The 16,529-nt window shown below is 45.2% G+C and carries 19 protein-coding genes; 14 read left to right on the forward strand and 5 right to left on the reverse strand.

Annotated elements, in window-relative coordinates; translation table 11 throughout:
* The first annotated feature begins 116 nt into the window (after positions 1-116).
* The 8 genes from KW060_RS00255 (at position 117) to KW060_RS00290 (ending at position 6,063) form a co-directional block, all read left to right on the forward strand.
* Positions 117-851, forward strand: a complete 735-nt coding sequence (locus tag KW060_RS00255) for a heme ABC transporter permease (protein WP_249036469.1) — start codon at positions 117-119, stop codon at positions 849-851.
* Complete coding sequence (gene ccmD / locus KW060_RS00260; protein ID WP_249036470.1) at positions 844-999, forward strand: heme exporter protein CcmD; 156 nt, start codon at positions 844-846, stop codon at positions 997-999. Before KW060_RS00255 ends, ccmD begins: the two co-directional genes overlap by 8 nt.
* Positions 1,000-1,003: 4 nt before the next feature.
* On the forward strand, positions 1,004-1,483 hold the full coding sequence (gene ccmE, locus KW060_RS00265; protein WP_249036471.1) for a cytochrome c maturation protein CcmE: 480 nt from the start codon (positions 1,004-1,006) through the stop codon (positions 1,481-1,483).
* Complete coding sequence (locus KW060_RS00270) at positions 1,480-3,429, forward strand: heme lyase CcmF/NrfE family subunit (RefSeq protein WP_249036472.1); 1,950 nt, start codon at positions 1,480-1,482, stop codon at positions 3,427-3,429. The genes ccmE and KW060_RS00270 overlap by 4 nt, the downstream gene beginning before the upstream one ends.
* Positions 3,430-3,954 carry a DsbE family thiol:disulfide interchange protein gene (locus tag KW060_RS00275; RefSeq protein ID WP_249036473.1) on the forward strand — a complete coding sequence of 175 codons (525 nt, stop codon included), beginning with the start codon at positions 3,430-3,432 and terminating at the stop codon, positions 3,952-3,954.
* On the forward strand, positions 3,951-4,415 hold the full coding sequence (locus KW060_RS00280) for a cytochrome c-type biogenesis protein (RefSeq protein WP_249036474.1): 465 nt from the start codon (positions 3,951-3,953) through the stop codon (positions 4,413-4,415). The genes KW060_RS00275 and KW060_RS00280 overlap by 4 nt, the downstream gene beginning before the upstream one ends.
* A complete protein-coding gene (ccmI, locus tag KW060_RS00285) occupies positions 4,415-5,548 on the forward strand; it encodes a c-type cytochrome biogenesis protein CcmI (protein WP_249036475.1) in 1,134 nt (377 codons plus the stop codon). The genes KW060_RS00280 and ccmI overlap by 1 nt, the downstream gene beginning before the upstream one ends.
* Before the next feature lie 116 nt (positions 5,549-5,664).
* Complete coding sequence (locus KW060_RS00290) at positions 5,665-6,063, forward strand: hypothetical protein (RefSeq protein ID WP_249036476.1); 399 nt, start codon at positions 5,665-5,667, stop codon at positions 6,061-6,063.
* Here the strand turns inward: KW060_RS00290 and KW060_RS00295 are convergent.
* From KW060_RS00295 to KW060_RS00315, 5 genes are read right to left on the reverse strand one after another with little or no spacing between them, the layout of a single operon-like run.
* On the reverse strand, positions 6,060-6,671 hold the full coding sequence (locus KW060_RS00295; protein WP_249036477.1) for an inner membrane-spanning protein YciB: 612 nt from the start codon (positions 6,669-6,671) through the stop codon (positions 6,060-6,062). The two genes, KW060_RS00290 and KW060_RS00295, sit on opposite strands and share 4 nt — an antisense overlap.
* 10 nt (positions 6,672-6,681) lie before the next feature.
* Positions 6,682-7,623 (reverse strand): signal recognition particle-docking protein FtsY, encoded by a 942-nt coding sequence (gene ftsY / locus KW060_RS00300; protein WP_249036478.1) that lies wholly within the window; start codon positions 7,621-7,623, stop codon positions 6,682-6,684.
* Positions 7,616-8,899, reverse strand: a complete 1,284-nt coding sequence (gene mtaB / locus KW060_RS00305; RefSeq protein ID WP_249036479.1) for a tRNA (N(6)-L-threonylcarbamoyladenosine(37)-C(2))-methylthiotransferase MtaB — start codon at positions 8,897-8,899, stop codon at positions 7,616-7,618. Before mtaB ends, ftsY begins: the two co-directional genes overlap by 8 nt.
* 50 nt (positions 8,900-8,949) lie before the next feature.
* Positions 8,950-10,395, reverse strand: a complete 1,446-nt coding sequence (locus tag KW060_RS00310) for an SLC13 family permease (protein ID WP_249036480.1) — start codon at positions 10,393-10,395, stop codon at positions 8,950-8,952.
* Between the two features lie 24 nt (positions 10,396-10,419).
* A complete protein-coding gene (locus tag KW060_RS00315) occupies positions 10,420-11,100 on the reverse strand; it encodes an outer membrane protein (protein WP_249036481.1) in 681 nt (226 codons plus the stop codon).
* A 243-nt stretch (positions 11,101-11,343) separates the two neighbouring features.
* Here KW060_RS00315 and ffh point away from each other — a divergent pair, with 243 nt between their 5' ends.
* The 6 genes from ffh (at position 11,344) to leuC (ending at position 16,528) form a co-directional block, all read left to right on the forward strand.
* On the forward strand, positions 11,344-12,705 hold the full coding sequence (gene ffh / locus KW060_RS00320) for a signal recognition particle protein (RefSeq protein WP_249036482.1): 1,362 nt from the start codon (positions 11,344-11,346) through the stop codon (positions 12,703-12,705).
* A 61-nt stretch (positions 12,706-12,766) separates the two neighbouring features.
* Complete coding sequence (gene rpsP, locus KW060_RS15835; protein WP_338050540.1) at positions 12,767-13,225, forward strand: 30S ribosomal protein S16; 459 nt, start codon at positions 12,767-12,769, stop codon at positions 13,223-13,225.
* Between the two features lie 5 nt (positions 13,226-13,230).
* Entirely contained in the window at positions 13,231-13,818 is a 588-nt protein-coding gene (gene rimM / locus KW060_RS00330; RefSeq protein ID WP_249036483.1) for a ribosome maturation factor RimM, read from the forward strand.
* Between the two features lie 3 nt (positions 13,819-13,821).
* Positions 13,822-14,565: a tRNA (guanosine(37)-N1)-methyltransferase TrmD gene (trmD, locus tag KW060_RS00335; RefSeq protein ID WP_249036484.1), complete on the forward strand. Its 744-nt coding sequence runs from the start codon at positions 13,822-13,824 to the stop codon at positions 14,563-14,565.
* Between the two features lie 55 nt (positions 14,566-14,620).
* Positions 14,621-15,001: a 50S ribosomal protein L19 gene (gene rplS, locus KW060_RS00340; protein ID WP_249036485.1), complete on the forward strand. Its 381-nt coding sequence runs from the start codon at positions 14,621-14,623 to the stop codon at positions 14,999-15,001.
* Between the two features lie 117 nt (positions 15,002-15,118).
* Positions 15,119-16,528: a 3-isopropylmalate dehydratase large subunit gene (leuC, locus tag KW060_RS00345; protein WP_249036486.1), complete on the forward strand. Its 1,410-nt coding sequence runs from the start codon at positions 15,119-15,121 to the stop codon at positions 16,526-16,528.
* Position 16,529: the final 1 nt, after the last annotated feature.

A 16,529-nucleotide genomic window follows, 5' to 3' on the forward strand; every position in this document is an offset into this window, starting at 1 on the left:
CTATGTGAATATATATATAATCAAAGTTAAAGAAATAAGAAGGTCTAAATATGGCAAATTCGTGTTTTTTTTCACTATTTCTTGATTATATCACACGAAAAGGATAGATCAAACCTATGCATAAGTTCGCGAATCCAGCCCGTTTCTTACGGATCAGCAAAATGATAACGCCATGGTGTCTCGTCATCACGGTGATTTCACTTGCTGTTGGTTTATATTGGGGTCTTTTTATTGCGCCCGAAGATTACCAGATGGGCAGTGCGTACCGGATTATTTTCATCCATGTACCGTCCGCTTATATGTCCATGTTCGGTTATGGGTTTATGGCGGTTGCAAGCGTTGTGGGTATTATCTGGAAACACCCGCTTGCGGATCAATCGGCCCGTGCGGCTGCACCCATTGGCGCCGTTTTTACCGCGCTCGCGCTTTTCACCGGAAGCCTGTGGGGTAAACCAATGTGGGGGACATATTGGATTTGGGATGCGCGTCTGACATCGGAACTTGTACTTCTGTTTTTATATTTTGGTTATATGGCCGTTTGGGAAGCGATCGAGGATAGCGCAAAAGCGGCACGTGTTGCGGCGATTGTGGCACTTGTCGGTGCCGTGAACTTACCGATTATCAAATTTTCCGTTGATTGGTGGAACACGCTTCATCAACCAGCAAGCTTAATGCGGTCTGGTGGAAGCAGTGTGCATCCGGATATGCTTGCACCACTGCTTATTTGTATTTTTGCATTTAATATTTATTTTTTAACTGTGGTGCTTTGGCGTATTCAAAGTTTGATTATCAGAAAACAGGTTCGCGGTTTACAAATGCGTATTGCTGAAAGGGGCGCACAAGATGGGTGAATATAGTATTTTTGTCTGGCCAAGCTATGGTGCCGTTGTGGTTTTGTTGCTTGTGCTTGGTGTTCAAAGCTGGATATCAAAAAGACGCGATGAAAAAGAGCTTGATCGCCTGAACCGCAGGTTTGAAGAATTAAACAAACAGGATTAAGAAAATGTCAGGACCGGTAAATACACGGGCACAAAAACGCAAAAAGAAAAGAATGTATCTGGTGCTTACCAGCATGACAATTCTTGTTCTCGCGGTTGGTCTTGTGCTAACGGCATTACAGGATAGTATCAGTTTGTTTCTTGACCCAACGGAACTTAAAGAAAGAAACCTTGATGATGGACAGCGCGTAAGACTTGGCGGTCTTGTCGCAGAAGATAGCTTTATTAAGGATGCGGATGGCTTGACGTACCATTTTGATATTACAGATGGTGCTGAAACAGTCAGTGTTGTTTATAAGGGGTCATTACCGGATCTGTTCCGCGAAGGGCAAGGCGTCGTCGTTGAAGGTGAGGTTAGCAATCAAGGGCCATTTAAGGCCACAGAGGTGCTCGCTAAGCATGATGAAAATTATATGCCGAAAGAAGTTGTAGATAGTCTTAAAAAGCGGGGTGTATTCCGCCACGCAGAAGATGAGGAAGTATGATCGCCGAAATTGGCCATTTTGCCCTGATAATTGCGTGTTCCCTTTCTGTTATTCAGGGGGTATTCCCGTTATATGGATCATATAATAATGATGGTCGCTTAATGGCACTGGCCGGGCCAGCGGCATATGGTCAGTTTTTCTTCGTTGCACTTTCATTTGCTGCATTGATGTATGCTTTTATTGTGTCGGATTTTTCAGTGGCCAATGTGGCGGCAAATTCCCATACATTAAAACCAATGCTTTATAAAATTTCGGCCACATGGGGCAGCCATGAAGGGTCAATTTTATTCTGGGCCTTAAATCTGGCGCTCTTTGGTGCGTTGGTTGCTTTCTTTGGACGGAATTTGCCAAAAAGTTTCCATGTTAAAGTGCTTAGCATTCAAGCCATTATAACGCTTGGGTTTTATTTATTTCTATTATTAACATCAAACCCGTTTGAACGTATTTTCCCGTTCCCGGAAGAAGGAAACGGTTTAAATCCGCTTTTGCAAGACCCGGGCCTCGCGTTTCATCCGCCGCTTTTATATCTGGGATATGTGGGGTTATCGGTAACATTTTCATTTGCGGTTGGGGCGCTTCTTGAAGGGCGTGTTGATGCGGCATGGGCCAGATGGGTGCGTCCGTGGACACTGCTTGCGTGGTGTTTTTTAACGGCGGGTATAACGCTTGGTTCTTGGTGGGCTTATTATGAGCTTGGCTGGGGTGGCTGGTGGTTCTGGGATCCGGTTGAAAATGCATCCTTTATGCCGTGGCTTGTGGCAACCGGTCTTCTTCATTCGGCGATTGTTGTTGAAAAGCGTGACACGTTAAAAGCATGGACAATCTTGCTTGCGATTATTGCCTTTTCATTCAGCCTTCTTGGCACCTTTATTGTCCGTAGTGGCGTTTTAACGTCCGTGCATGCATTCGCCACTGACCCGGAACGCGGTGTGTTTATTTTGGCATTTCTATTCCTTGTAATTGGCGGCAGTTTGTTTTTATTCGCGCTTAAGGCCGACAAATTGCAACCGGGCGGACTATTCGCACCGATTAGCCGTGAAAGCATGCTGGTGGTGAATAATTTGCTTCTGTCTGTGGCGGCGCTCGTTGTTCTTTTTGGAACGCTTTATCCGCTTCTGCGTGATGCATTAACGGGTGAAAAAATTACTGTGGGGCCACCATTTTTTAACATGGCGTTTGGCTCTCTTATGATCCCGCTTATTTTTGTGATGGCACTTGGTCCGCTATCAAATTGGAAACGGGCTGACCTTAAAGGGCTTGTGGACCGTCTTAAGTTCGTTTTTATGGCGAGCCTGATTGCCATGATCGCGATTTATTATATTGCGGGCGGTGGCACCATCATGGCTGCCGTATGGCTTGGGCTTGGGATTTGGTTGTTGCTCACGACCCTTCTTGAATGGGCGGGGCGTGTAAAATTGTTTAAGAGTGGTGCATTAAAAAGAATTAAACGCCAACCGCGGGCGTCCCTTGGTATGACCCTCGGTCATTTGGGTCTTGCGATTGCGGTGCTTGGTATGGCGTCTACGTCATATTGGGATAAAGAATATCAAGGCATTATGTCCTATGGTGATAAAGCAAGCATTGGCGGGTATGAGGTCACCCTAAAAGACACAGATGGTGTTATCGGACCTAATTATACGGCTGTTCGCGCCACATTTGATGTTACGAATGGCGGTGAAATAACAACCCTTAAACCGGAAGCGCGTGTTTATATGACACCGCCAATGCCAACCACGGAAGCGGCCATTTTAAGCACATTTATGGGTGATCTTTTTGTTGTGATCGGCGAAGCAAACAGTGACACATATGATCGCTGGGCGGTAAGATTATATTATAAGCCGATGCAAATCTGGCTTTGGGCCGGTGCGGCGATTATGGTGCTGGGCGGATTTATTTCATTATCTGATCGTCGTTTCAGAACCGGCACAGTAGGAGGAAAGAAATAAATGAAAAAAACATTTATCCCTTTTGCGGTTTTTTGTGTGATTTCAATTGCGCTTTATATTGGTCTTGGCCTTAACCCAAGCAAGCTTCCTTCTGTGTTCATCGATGAACCAATGCCGGAATTATCGCTTCCTGTTGTGGGGGGTGAGGAAATTGGTTTTACCAAAGCGGATATTGCCGCCGAAGAGGGGGTTGTGCTGCTTAATTTCTTCGCATCATGGTGTGCGCCTTGTTATGTGGAACATCCCTTTTTGATGGAACTTGAAAAACGCGGTTATAAAATTTACGGGGTAGCGTATAAAGACAAGCCACATGCCACCAACCGTTTTTTAGAAGAGCAAGGCAATCCATTTTTCAAGACGGCCGCGGACAATGATGGCCGTACGGCGATTGAATGGGGCGTATACGGCTTTCCGGAAACATTCGTGATTAAAGATGGCGTCATTCGTTATAAACATGCGGGCCCGATTATGGAAATGCAGTTTGAAGATGAGTTTATGCCAATCTTGGAAAGTCTTTCACAATGAGAATGTTTGCAAGCCTCATACTTTGGATCATGATGTCATTAACGGTATTGGCTGTTGGTGTTGATGAAAAACGTCTTGCAAATCCGGCTGATGAGGCCCGCGCCCAAGAAATTATGAAACAATTAAGATGTCTGGTCTGTCAAAACCAGTCTGTTGTGGATAGTGACGCAGGTCTTGCCAAGGATATCAGAATTATTGTGCGTGAGCGCGTGGCGCTTGGCGAAGATGAAGCAACAGTGCTTAAATATATGACCGACCGGTATGGTGACTGGGTATTATTGAAACCACCCTTTGACGGTGCGACGGTGATCTTATGGTTATCACCAGCGTTACTGGTGCTGATTGGTTTCTTTTTGGTTTACCGAAATATGAAATCCAGGAAACTTGCGGCGGTGGCGCCACTTTCCGATGATGAAAAAGCAAGGTTAGATGCGCTTTTAAATGATGGGGGTAAGGAATAATGTATATCGTTGCTCTTGTTGTTCTTAGCCTTATCGCCATTTTATTTCTTTTGGTTCCTTATTACAGGGCAAAAGACGTAAAACTTATCGAAGCACCGGACATCAGTGTCTATAAAGCACAGTTAAAAGAGCTTGCAAATGATCATGCGAGCGGCCTTTTGGATGATGAAGAAGCCGCAAGAACCAAAACAGAAATTGAACGCCGTATTTTAAAGGTCGCGGAAACGGGATCGGTCACATCATTTGATGCACCAAATATGCCGGTCATGATTTCATTGGTGACGATCATTTTATTTTCGGCCGCCTTTTATGCCGTCATCGGTACACCGGGTATGCCTGATTTCCCGATTGAGGATCACAAGGCCGCACAAAGCTCACCGGAAAGGTTAGCTGCACTGGCGGAAACAGATGCTATGATTGACCGCGTAACGGCCCGACTTGCCACCAACCCAGATGAGGTTCAGGGCTGGGCTTATCTCGCCAATTTGGAAATGAGCAAGGGCAATTTCCAAAATGCAGCGGAGGCACTCTATAACGCGCACTTGCTAGCCCCCGATACATTTGATTATCAGCTTATGTATGCGGAAAGTCTTATTATGGCGGCAAATGAACGGGTGACACCGGCGGCACTTATTATTTTAAACGAAGCCGCCAAGAAAGCCCCTGATCATGCAGGACCAAAATATTATCTGGCGTTGGCGGATTTCCAAAATGGTGATGTTGATGTCGCCCTTGATAAATGGAAAAGCGTTCAAATCGGTCTTGCAGATGATGATCCGTTAATGCCGCTTATCAATGTATGGATTAACCGTGCGGAAGTATCACTAGGACTTGCAGAACCACTACCGCAAACACGTGCACCATCGATTACAGCGGAACAAGCCGAAACCATCCAGAATATGTCCGAAGATGAACAGGCAGAACTTATTCGTCAAATGGTTATGCAGCTTGCGGATAAGCAAGCAGAAAATCCAACCAACATTGAAGGGTGGATCAGACTATCCCGTGCTTATATGGTACTGGGTGAACGTGAACAGGCGATTGCCGCTATGCAATCGGCTGTGGATAATGCACCAGACGGTCAAAAGGCAGCACTTCAGAAAGAAGTGGAAAAATTAACCATATTAGAGTAGAATCCGATTCTATCGCCGCAGAAAAGTGGCATTCCCGATAAGGCAGAAAGTCAGAATGATATCGGCTATCAAGTATTTTTGGTGGGCTGATGATGATTTTTGTGTTGGAATGATTTATGAAAGTAGGACCAGAGCAACAATCGCTCGTATCGTTATCATCGTTAATTGATGCTGCCAAACAGCAGCAACAGGTGAACCGCGAAAACCAGCAAGAAAAGAAGCTGAACGAGGAAAATTCCCGTGATGCTCGTATTGCTGCGCGTAAGCAAGAACGTCAGGAACTCATTCAACAAAATAGAAATGCTTTACAAAAAGCACAAACAGAACTTAAACAGCGTAATCTGGCTGCATTAAGCGCTGAATATGAACCAACGGAAATTACAAGTACGGATGCCTCCGATGAAACGGAAAGCCCGATTAATATCAATTTCCGTGAAAGCCTTGGTTCAACAGGCCGTGCACCAGGCCAGCCGGAATTTCAAAAACTGGGTCAGATCATTAATATTCTGGTTTAATCGTCCACATTTTCTTCTTCGATTTGATGCTTCATCATAACAGGCACTTGCGTAAATGCGAATACAAAACTCAGAGGTATAAACAACCACAACTTAGCCCATAACCAATCCGCAAAAGAGAAATTGCGCCAAATTATTTCATTTAATATTGCGCAAATAAGAAAGTATATTCCCCAGTTTCGGCTTAATATAAGCCAACCTTCGTCTTTCATAGGAGGAAGGCCCATTTTAAAAACGTTTTTTAGAAATGCTTTTTTCCCCAATACGCCCCCTAGAAGTACAGTCGCAAAAATTCCATATAAAACAGTGGGTTTAATTTTCATGAAAAACTCATCATCAAAATAGATAGACAAAGCACCAAAGAATCCTACTAATGCACCTGATGCCAAAAGCATTCTGGATATTTTTCCTAAATAAATTTTTGATGCGATTAGAGATATTGCCATTGCTATCATAAAGACTTTGATCGCAGGAACGGCACCGCCCATTCCGTTCTCATCCGAATAATGTTTGTTGGCCCAGATAAAGACGAAAACTGGTCCAATTTCAATTAGCAACTTAATGAACTGTTGTTTAACATCTTGTTCTTGGTTTGGAAGATTGCTCATCTAATACCCTTTAATTTATTTCCACGCCCACAAGCATTTTTGAAAAATCATTTGGATCAAATGCTTGTAAGTCGTCAATACTTTCGCCAACGCCGATCGCATGGATTGGTAATTTAAATTTTTCTGCACATGCCACAAGAACACCACCACGGGCGGTGCCGTCAAGCTTGGTCATGATCAGTCCGCTTACACCCGCCATTTCCATGAATACTTCTGTTTGAAGAACCGCATTTTGACCTGTAGTCGCATCAAGGATCAGAACCGTATCATGCGGTGCATCTTCATCGAATTTATGAATGACGCGGACGATTTTTTTAAGCTCATCCATCAGATGGCTTTTATTTTGTAATCGCCCTGCTGTATCAATTAGCAGAATATCTGTATTTGAATTTTTGGCTTGCTCAAGCGCGTCATATGCAAGTCCTGCTGCATCACACCCTTCTTTACCGCTGACCACGGAAACATCATTACGGTCGCCCCAGACCTTAAGCTGTTCAACGGCCGCTGCACGGAATGTATCACAGGCGGCAAGCATGACTGATTTGCCGTCATTTTTAAATTGTTTCGCAAGCTTGCCGATGGTGGTGGTTTTACCGGCACCATTGACACCGACCATTAAAATAACATGCGGGCTATTTTCTGAATTGATCACCAGTGGTTTGGCGACATTTTCCATAATTTCACCAATTTCTTCGGCGAGGGCTTGTTGAACCTCTTCCGCGGAAATGGATTTATCAAAACGGTTTTTTGATAGGCGGTCACAGACACGTGCGCTTACCGAAACACCAAGATCAGACATGATCAGCAGGTCTTCTAATTCCTCTAATGTCGAGGCATCAAGACGTTTTTTGGTAAAAATCCCCGTGATCCCTTCGGTAAGGGCGTTTGAGCTTTTCTTTAGTCCCTGCTTAAGGCGACCAAACCAGCTTAATTTTTTTTCTTCTTCAGACATCCATTACTTCCGTTATCAATATACCATCTTGATAGCCCGTCACGCGTGCTTTGGCAATATGGCCTGTTGGGATATTGCCCATAATTTTTGCCGGTGCAAAATGTTCCGTGTGGCCAATGACAGCATTTTGATTTTTAAGTGGTTTTTCCACCAAAATACTGACTTCTTGACCCACTTGAGAGGACAGAAGATTTCTAACCTTTTCTTCGCCAAGCGCTCTTAATCTTCCGGCGCGTTCTTTACGGATGCTTTTGTCCATCTGCGGCATTTTTGCTGCTGGCGTGCCTTCGCGTTCGGAATAGGGGAACACATGCAGATATGTCAGATTGCAATCTTCCACTAATTTTAGTGAATTTTGAAACATTTCTTCTGTTTCCGTGGGAAATCCCGCGATGATATCGGCGCCAAAAACCACGTCAGGGCGGGCAGCGAGCACACGATTGCAAAATTCAATGGAATCCTCACGGGTGTGGCGGCGTTTCATGCGTTTTAGGATCATATTATCGCCAGCCTGTAATGATAAATGCAGATGCGGCATCATGCGTTTGTCGCTTGTGATAATATCAAATAACGCTTCGTCCGTTTCAATACTATCAATGGAACTAAGGCGTAATCGTTCAAGGTCCGGCACATTGGTGAGAACTTTTTCACATAATGATCCAAGTGTTGCATTACCAGGCAGGTCAGGACCATATGATGTGATATCAACGCCTGTGATGATCACTTCTTTGTAACCGTTATCCACCAATCGTTTAATTTGATCTATTACTTCGCCTGCCGGAACAGAACGGCTGTTACCACGGCCATAAGGAATGATGCAAAATGTGCAGCGATGGTCGCAGCCATTTTGTACCTGAACGAAAGCACGGGATCGTTCCTCAAACCCATCGATTAAGTGAGGGGCGGTTTTCTTAACCGACATAATGTCATTGACCGCGACCTTTTCAGAATTTGATAAACCAAAATCCTGATAACTTTTTGAGTCCAGTTTTTCCTCGTTGCCGATGATGCGGTCAACCTCATCCATTCCGGCAAATTGCGCAGGATCGATCTGCGCGGCACAGCCGGTTACAATGATTTCTGCATCCGGGTTATCGCGGCGCATGCGTCTGATGGATTGTTTGGCCTGACGGGTGGCTTCTGCGGTCACGGCACAGGTATTGAAAATGACAGCATTATTTAACCCCGCCTGGGCGGCGTTGTTTTTAATAATTTCTGATTCATATGTGTTTAGCCTGCACCCAAAGGTGACGACCTCTGTTTTCCTGTCGCTCATATGGCCTTATATGGGCGTGTTTGATGAAATGTCCAGTGGATTCGGCGTTTTCAGCCAAAAATAACCGGAACCAATAGATAACTTGAACCCGTTATGGCGAAAATAGCGAATAAATTCAGGCGGAACCCTGCATTGGCCATTTGCGGTATGGTGACTTCGCCACTGGAATAAACAACCGCATTGGGGGCGGTCGCGACGGGTAACATAAATGCACAGCTTGCTGATACTGCGACGGGTACAAACAACATCATTGGGTCAATGCCTGTTGCAACGGAAAGCGCCCCAAGAATAGGCAGCAACGTGGCCACAGTCGCCGTATTACTGGTTAGTTCGGTTAAAAATACGACCAGCGCTACAAGAATTAAAACGATAAAGATCAGTTCCAATGAACCAATGGCACCAAGTTCATTGCCGATCCAAACAGCAAGGCCAGTTGATTTAACGGCCGCAGCAAGGCTTAATCCACCACCAAACAGTAATAATACACCCCACGGAATGGTATCGGCCGTTTTCCAGTTTAATAGTGTCGCGTGCTTTTGGTCTTTTGCACCCGCAGGAATCATGAACATGATCATGGCGCCACCAACGGAAATAAGCGCGTCACTTAACCATGGAAGTATTCCCAATTCATTTTGAATAGGTGTTCTGAATATCCAGCAGCTGGCAACAAAAGCAAATGTCAGCGCCATGCGTTTTTCCGGAGTTGTCATTGGACCCATTTCATCCAGTTCTTCTTGCAATAAATCCTGCGCTACTGAATTGGCATCCAGTTTAAAGGGATATGCCCATTTGGTCAGAACAAAAATCGCCACAGGCAACATAATCAGAATAGCCGGAACACCAAACATCATCCAGGAAAGGAAACTAACATCAATATTGTATGTTTCTTTCATAAAGGCAACCACAAGCAGGTTAGGCGGCGTACCAATCGGCGTGCCAAAGCCGCCAATATTGGCACCATAGGCAACCCCAAGGACAAGACATAATGTAAAGCCATACGTCTGTTCTGTTTTTTCTTTTACAACTTCGCTGGCAAGGGAAATGGCAATCGGCAACATCATGATGGTGCTGGCTGTATTACTGATCCACATGGAAATCATCGACGTAACACCCATGAATCCACCGATCAGGGCCGTAGGGTTATTACCAACCCGAACCAGAACCATAAGCGCGATACGGCGATGAAGATTCCAACGCGCCAAAGCCGTTGCCATAATAAATCCACCCATCAGCAGAAAAATCGTCGGTGCTGCATAAGGGGCGGTCGCCGCACCAATGCTCGATATTCCAAGCATAGGGAAACAAACAATGGGAAGCAGTGATGTAATCGGAACGGGTAATGCTTCTGTTGACCACCAACAGGCAAGAAGAACAGTAACCGCGGCAACGCGCCATGCGCTGATGCTCATGCCATCAGGCGCGGGTAGTATGAGCATGATGATAAAAAGCATCATGCCCAACAGCATATAAACGTTCTTTGCCCCGATTTTTTCCATACCCTATACCCTGATACTTTGTTCTTAGTACATATGAAGTACTGCACTTACCAGGATGCGGGATGTTTTTGGTTTGAATGTAAATTCGTCTGACCCGTCGCGGTAAACGGCGTCATTCACGCTTTGACGGGTATATTCAGCACGTAACGCGATGTTTTCCATAATGGCAACTTCAACACCACCACCATATTGGAAGGCTGTCACACGTGTATTATAATCAAGACGATCCGCGCGCTGTTCATTAACACCTTTGGATTTCAGGTTTAGACCAGAATAACCAATCAAACCGAATACTAGTGCCTTATCGGCAAGTGTGAAGCCGACACGGCCATTGATATCGAATGTATTACTTTTATTGATTTTAATGGTATTTGATCCATCCGAATAAATGGAATGTCCTTTATCGATGATAAAAGCCGCCTCAGCACCAAGATAAAGTGGACCATAATTTAGGCCGTATCCCGCAAGCATTCCGGCACCATAACTGTCTTTTGATGTGCCGCTGGTAATGCCGGTAAAATTACTTGGAAAATCATCGTTCGGTTTTTCAAGGTAAGAAGCCGTCGTTTCGAATGTGTTTTTGGTTGTCACCAGGCCTAAATAAAGGCCTTCAAATGGACTGCCATCCGGTCCAGCAAGCGCTGGTGAAATTGTAAGATAGGAAATAGCAGATATCATTAATATTTTAATGGTTTTCAGGTTCATTGGTCTGTTGTCCATGATCATTAGAACTAAAATTTATGACATCATATTACATTTTTTAAAGCCACCGTAAACAATAACTTGACTCTTACGGGGAATCCTCATATTTTCCGCTCGTTCCCGAATGGATCGTACATAATATGTGTCCAAGGATACCCACCAGTCAGCGAAGGTTCGCCCACTGGTGTGTTTGTGTTATGAAAAATTCATTAGGCAAATTTAAGGCAACTAAAAATAGAGAGCGATATGTTCGATAGTTTAAGTGATAAACTTGGTGGTATATTTGATAAGCTGAAACAGCGTGGTTCATTAAGTGAATCCCATGTTGATGAAGCCATGCGTGAAGTGCGTCTTGCACTTCTTGAAGCGGATGTTGCCTTACCTGTTGTTAAAAACTTTATTTCCAAGGTTAAAGAAGCCGCAGTTGGTCAAGAGGTTGTGAAATCTGTGACCCCAGGCCAGATGGTTGTTAAAATTGTTAATGACCAACTTGTTGAAATGCTTGGTGGTGATGCGCAGACGATTGATCTAAATGCGCCGTCGCCTGTTCCAATGCTGATGGTTGGTCTTCAGGGTTCTGGTAAAACAACATCGACCGCGAAAATTGCCAAACGCCTTAAAGATAAGAATAAGAAAAAAGTTCTTATGGCGTCCCTTGACGTTCAACGTCCAGCGGCGATGGAACAGCTTGAAATACTTGGTAAACAAATTGATGTAGCGACACTTCCGATTATCCCGGGCCAAATGCCGGTTGATATCGCGAATCGCGCCATGACAGCTGCGAAACTTCAGGGTTTTGATGTTGTGATGCTTGATACAGCGGGTCGTTTGCATGTTGACCAAAGCCTTATGGCAGAGGTTGTCGCGGTACGTAACGCCGTAAACCCACATGAAACGCTTCTTGTTGTTGATGCCTTAACCGGTCAGGACGCAGTGAATGTGGCGGAACAGTTTGGTGATCAGGTTGGTGTAACCGGTGTGATCCTAACCCGTATGGACGGTGATGGTCGTGGTGGTGCCGCGCTTAGTATGCGTGCGGTTACTGGAAAACCGATCAAGCTTGTCGGTGTCGGCGAAAAAATCGAAGACATGGAAGAATTCCATCCGGAACGTGTTGCATCACGTATTCTCGGGATGGGCGATGTGGTTTCACTCGTTGAAAAAGCCGCGGAAACCATTGAGGCTGAAGAAGCCGAAAAAATGATCAAAAAGATGAAGAAGGGAAGATTTGATTTTGATGATCTTCGTTCCCAGCTTCAGCAAATGAAAAAAATTGGCGGAATGGGCAGTATTCTTGGCATGCTTCCTGGTCTTGGCAAAATGCAAAAGCAAATGGCCGCCGCCAAGGTTGATGACAAGGTTCTACTAAGACAGGAAGCCATCATTAACAGTATGACACCAAAAGAACGCGCCAATCCGAAACTAATGAATGCATCACGTAAAAAACGTATTGCAGCAGGGGCGGGCGTCAGCGTTCAGGATGTCAACAAGTTGATGAAAATGCAAAAGCAAATGGCAACCATGATGAAGAAATTAGGCAAACAGGGCGGACGCATGCCGATGCCCGGACAATTGCCGCCTGGAATGGATGGTTTGCTTCCGAAATAAGCAGGCTTTCTGAAAATATTAAAACCAATTAAACGATTTAAATAAGCTAAAGGAAAATTAAATGGCTGTTAAAATTAGACTTGCACGTGGTGGTGCAAAAAAACGTCCTTACTACCGTGTTGTTGTGGCTGATAGCCGCGCACCTCGCGATGGTAAATACATTGAAAAAGTAGGTACACATAACCCACTTCTTCCAAAAGATCACGAAGACCGCATTAAGCTTGATGCAGAGCGTGTTCAATACTGGCTAGGTCAAGGCGCAAAGCCAACTGACCGTGTTGCTCGTTTTCTTGACGCTGCTGGCCTTATGAAGCGTGAAGAGCGTAACAACCCGAACAAAGGTAAGCCAGGTGCAAAAGCGCTAGAGCGTATCGAAGAGAAAAAAGAAAAAGAAGCTGCTGCTGCTGAAGCTGCTGCGGAAGCAGAAGCCGCTGCAAAAGCTGCTGAAGAAGAAGCAAAAGCTGCCGCTGAAGCTCCTGCAGAAGAAGCACCAGCTGAAGAAGCTGCTGCTGAAGAATAAGGTTTATGGCACACCCGCGTAAATATGATGATGAGGCCCCACGCGAAGACTTAATTTGTCTTGGGGCGGTATTTGGGGCATCTGGTATACGCGGTGCTGTAAGGCTTAAGGTTTTTACCGAGGATTTAAAAGCCATTTCCCAATATGGTCCGGTGACGATATTCAGTCAGGATCACAAAGATGGCAAAAAATATAAGGTAAAAATCCTGCATGAAGTTAAAGGCGGTGTTGCGGCGACACTAAAAGGTGTGAATGATCGCAATAAAGCCGAAGCTTTAAAAGGCGCGAAGCTCTATATTGAAAGATCGGCCTTACCGGACATTGAAGAAGAAGACGGTTTCTATTTCGAAGATCTGGTGGGGCTTATGGCAAGAGATACGGAGGGTAGCCAGTTTGGTAAGGTTGAAGGCGTTTATAATTTTGGCGCCGGTGACATTATCGAAGTGAACCTTTCAAAGGAAAAAGGGAAACGCATGTATCCTTTTTCTGATGAAGTGGTTCCGGAAGTGAATATCGAAGAAGGTTACATCGTCGTTAACCGTGATGCGTTTAATGACGGTGAAGAAGACAGGGAAAATTCTAAGAAAGGGTAACATATGTGGCAGGCACAGATACTAACCCTTTTTCCGGAAATGTTTCCCGGCCCACTTGGATTATCACTGGCGGGTAAGGCGCTTAAAAATAATTTATGGGGCATGGATGTGATGCAGATTCGCGACCATGCTACGGACAAACACCGTTCGGTGGACGATACCCCTGCTGGGGGTGGTGCGGGAATGGTGCTTCGGGCGGATGTGATGGGCCGTGCAATTGATGCGGCCGTCCATAAGCGCCCCGAAGGAACGGCAAAAGAAGACTGGCCGCTCATATATTTGTCCCCCCGCGGCAAAAGACTGGATCAGAAAATGGTTCATGAATTTGCGAATAAGAAAGGCATCACATTAATTTGTGGGCGTTTCGAAGGACTTGATGAAAGGGTTCTTGAAAAGAAAGAAGTGATGGAAGTCTCGTTAGGGGATTTCGTGCTTTCCGGCGGTGAAATTGCCGCCATGATGCTGATGGATGCGGTCGTAAGGCTTATTCCTGGGGTAATTGGAGAGCCGGATACGCTACTGGAAGAGAGTTTTTCAAGCGGATTACTTGAGTATCCGCAATATACCCGACCACAAATGTGGGAGGGACTCGGAATACCGGATGTTCTGACATCAGGACATCATGGAAAAATTAAGGACTGGCGCCTTAAAAAGTCTGAAAAATTGACTGAAAAAAGACGCCCAGACCTGTGGAAAGAATATATTGAGGCGAAAAATAAAGATTCGCACAATAAAAGTGATGATTGATATTGAAATATGGCTCAAACTTGTTTAAAAGGGCCGCCGTATAAGGATAAATGTTATGAATATTATTGAAAAACTAGAAAATGAGCAAATCGCTCAATTAACAGACGGCAAAGACATTCCAGAATTTGCTCCTGGTGATACTGTTAAAGTTAACGTGAAGGTTGTTGAAGGTTCACGTGAACGTATTCAGGCGTATGAAGGCGTATGCATTGCACGTTCAAACCGTGCTCTTAACTCTTCATTTACAGTACGTAAAATTTCATACGGTGAAGGTGTGGAACGTGTATTCCCACTTTACTCACCAAATGTAGACAGCATTGAAGTTATTCGTCGCGGTCGTGTTCGTCGCGCGAAACTATACTACCTTCGTGGTCTGCGTGGTAAGAAAGCCCGTATTGCTGAAAAAACGGATTATCACAAGAAGTCTGCGAATTAAGACCTGACCGTCTAATATCGAATTCGAGGCTTCAAGAAAATGAGCCTCAGCAAAATGAGGCTCGGGAAACGGAGCCTCATTTTTTGTGTTTATAGAAGAAAAATAAGGATAAGCGAAATGACAAGTCCGCGTACAATGTATGACAAGATATGGGATGCCCATGTTGTTGAAGAACAACAAAGCGGCAACACTCTTGTTTATATCGATCGCCATATCGTCCACGAAGTAACAAGCCCGCAAGCCTTTGAAGGTCTGCGTATGGCTGGCCGTTCACTGCGCCGGGTGGAAACTATTCTCGCTGTTCCTGATCATAACGTGCCGACAACATCTGACCGTGAAACACGTGTTGATAGTATCGAAAGTAAAAATCAACTTGATGCGCTTGAAAGAAACGCAAAAGAATTTGATCTTGATTATATCCCGATGATGGATGCCCGTCAGGGGATTGTCCATATTGTTGGACCGGAACAGGGTTTTACCTTACCGGGCACAACAATCGTTTGTGGTGATAGCCATACGGCGACACACGGTGCGTTTGGTGCGCTTGCGTTCGGTATCGGTACATCCGAAGTTGAACATGTGATGGCGACCAATACACTGATCCTGAAGCGTTCAAAGAACCTTCGTATTGATGTAAGCGGTGAACTTGGTGCGGGTGTTACCGCAAAAGACGTGGCGCTTGCTGTGATCGGTCATATCGGCACTGCGGGCGGTACGGGTTCCGTGATTGAATTTACCGGTTCTGCCATTAAAGGTTTAAGCATGGAAGGGCGTATGACCCTTTGTAACATGGCGATTGAGGGCGGCGCGCGTGCCGGTCTTGTTGAGCCGGATGAAAAGACATACGAATATATCAAAGGCCGTCCGAAAGCACCAAAGGGTGCTGAATTTGAAATGGCGGTGAATTACTGGAACAGCTTAAAATCCGATGACGGTGCAAAATACGACAACGAAGTGTTTATCAATGCCGCTGAAATCGTACCGCAAGTAACATGGGGCAACAGCCCTGAAGATGTGGTTCCGATCACTGGGGCGGTTCCAAACCCGGCTGATATGGCTGATGCGGATAAAAAGGCGGCCGCAGAACGTGCCCTTGAATATATGGGGCTTGAGGCCGGCACAAATATGACTGATATTTCCGTTGATAAAGTTTTCATCGGATCATGCACCAATGGCCGTATCGAAGATATGCGTGCCGTAGCAGACGTTGTTAAAGGCAAAAAGATCGCGGACAATATTAAAGAAGCATTGATCGTACCGGGTAGTGGCCTTGTGAAATTACAAGCCGAAGAAGAAGGTCTTGATAAGATTTTTGTTGATGCCGGTTTTGACTGGCGCGAGCCAGGATGTTCAATGTGTCTTGCCATGAATGCGGATAAATTATTACCGGGTGAGCGCTGCGCATCGACATCAAACCGTAACTTCGAAGGACGCCAAGGTCCAAAATCACGTACGCATTTGGTTAGCCCGGCAATGGCTGCTGCGGCTGCGATCACGGGTCATTTAGCGGATGTAAGGGAGCTATAAT

It is taken from the genome of Pseudemcibacter aquimaris (assembly GCF_028869115.1).
GTDB lineage: Bacteria > Pseudomonadota > Alphaproteobacteria > Sphingomonadales > Emcibacteraceae > Pseudemcibacter > Pseudemcibacter aquimaris.

Coding starts and splice junctions, on each gene's coding strand:
- KW060_RS00255 (WP_249036469.1), top strand. CDS start 117: ATGCATAAGTTCGCGAATCCAGCCCGTTTCTTACGGATCAGCAAAATG.
- ccmD (WP_249036470.1), top strand. CDS start 844: ATGGGTGAATATAGTATTTTTGTCTGGCCAAGCTATGGTGCCGTTGTG.
- ccmE (WP_249036471.1), top strand. CDS start 1,004: ATGTCAGGACCGGTAAATACACGGGCACAAAAACGCAAAAAGAAAAGA.
- KW060_RS00270 (WP_249036472.1), top strand. CDS start 1,480: ATGATCGCCGAAATTGGCCATTTTGCCCTGATAATTGCGTGTTCCCTT.
- KW060_RS00275 (WP_249036473.1), top strand. CDS start 3,430: ATGAAAAAAACATTTATCCCTTTTGCGGTTTTTTGTGTGATTTCAATT.
- KW060_RS00280 (WP_249036474.1), top strand. CDS start 3,951: ATGAGAATGTTTGCAAGCCTCATACTTTGGATCATGATGTCATTAACG.
- ccmI (WP_249036475.1), top strand. CDS start 4,415: ATGTATATCGTTGCTCTTGTTGTTCTTAGCCTTATCGCCATTTTATTT.
- KW060_RS00290 (WP_249036476.1), top strand. CDS start 5,665: ATGAAAGTAGGACCAGAGCAACAATCGCTCGTATCGTTATCATCGTTA.
- KW060_RS00295 (WP_249036477.1), bottom strand. CDS start 6,671: ATGAGCAATCTTCCAAACCAAGAACAAGATGTTAAACAACAGTTCATT.
- ftsY (WP_249036478.1), bottom strand. CDS start 7,623: ATGTCTGAAGAAGAAAAAAAATTAAGCTGGTTTGGTCGCCTTAAGCAG.
- mtaB (WP_249036479.1), bottom strand. CDS start 8,899: ATGAGCGACAGGAAAACAGAGGTCGTCACCTTTGGGTGCAGGCTAAAC.
- KW060_RS00310 (WP_249036480.1), bottom strand. CDS start 10,395: ATGGAAAAAATCGGGGCAAAGAACGTTTATATGCTGTTGGGCATGATG.
- KW060_RS00315 (WP_249036481.1), bottom strand. CDS start 11,100: ATGAACCTGAAAACCATTAAAATATTAATGATATCTGCTATTTCCTAT.
- ffh (WP_249036482.1), top strand. CDS start 11,344: ATGTTCGATAGTTTAAGTGATAAACTTGGTGGTATATTTGATAAGCTG.
- rpsP (WP_338050540.1), top strand. CDS start 12,767: ATGGCTGTTAAAATTAGACTTGCACGTGGTGGTGCAAAAAAACGTCCT.
- rimM (WP_249036483.1), top strand. CDS start 13,231: ATGGCACACCCGCGTAAATATGATGATGAGGCCCCACGCGAAGACTTA.
- trmD (WP_249036484.1), top strand. CDS start 13,822: ATGTGGCAGGCACAGATACTAACCCTTTTTCCGGAAATGTTTCCCGGC.
- rplS (WP_249036485.1), top strand. CDS start 14,621: ATGAATATTATTGAAAAACTAGAAAATGAGCAAATCGCTCAATTAACA.
- leuC (WP_249036486.1), top strand. CDS start 15,119: ATGACAAGTCCGCGTACAATGTATGACAAGATATGGGATGCCCATGTT.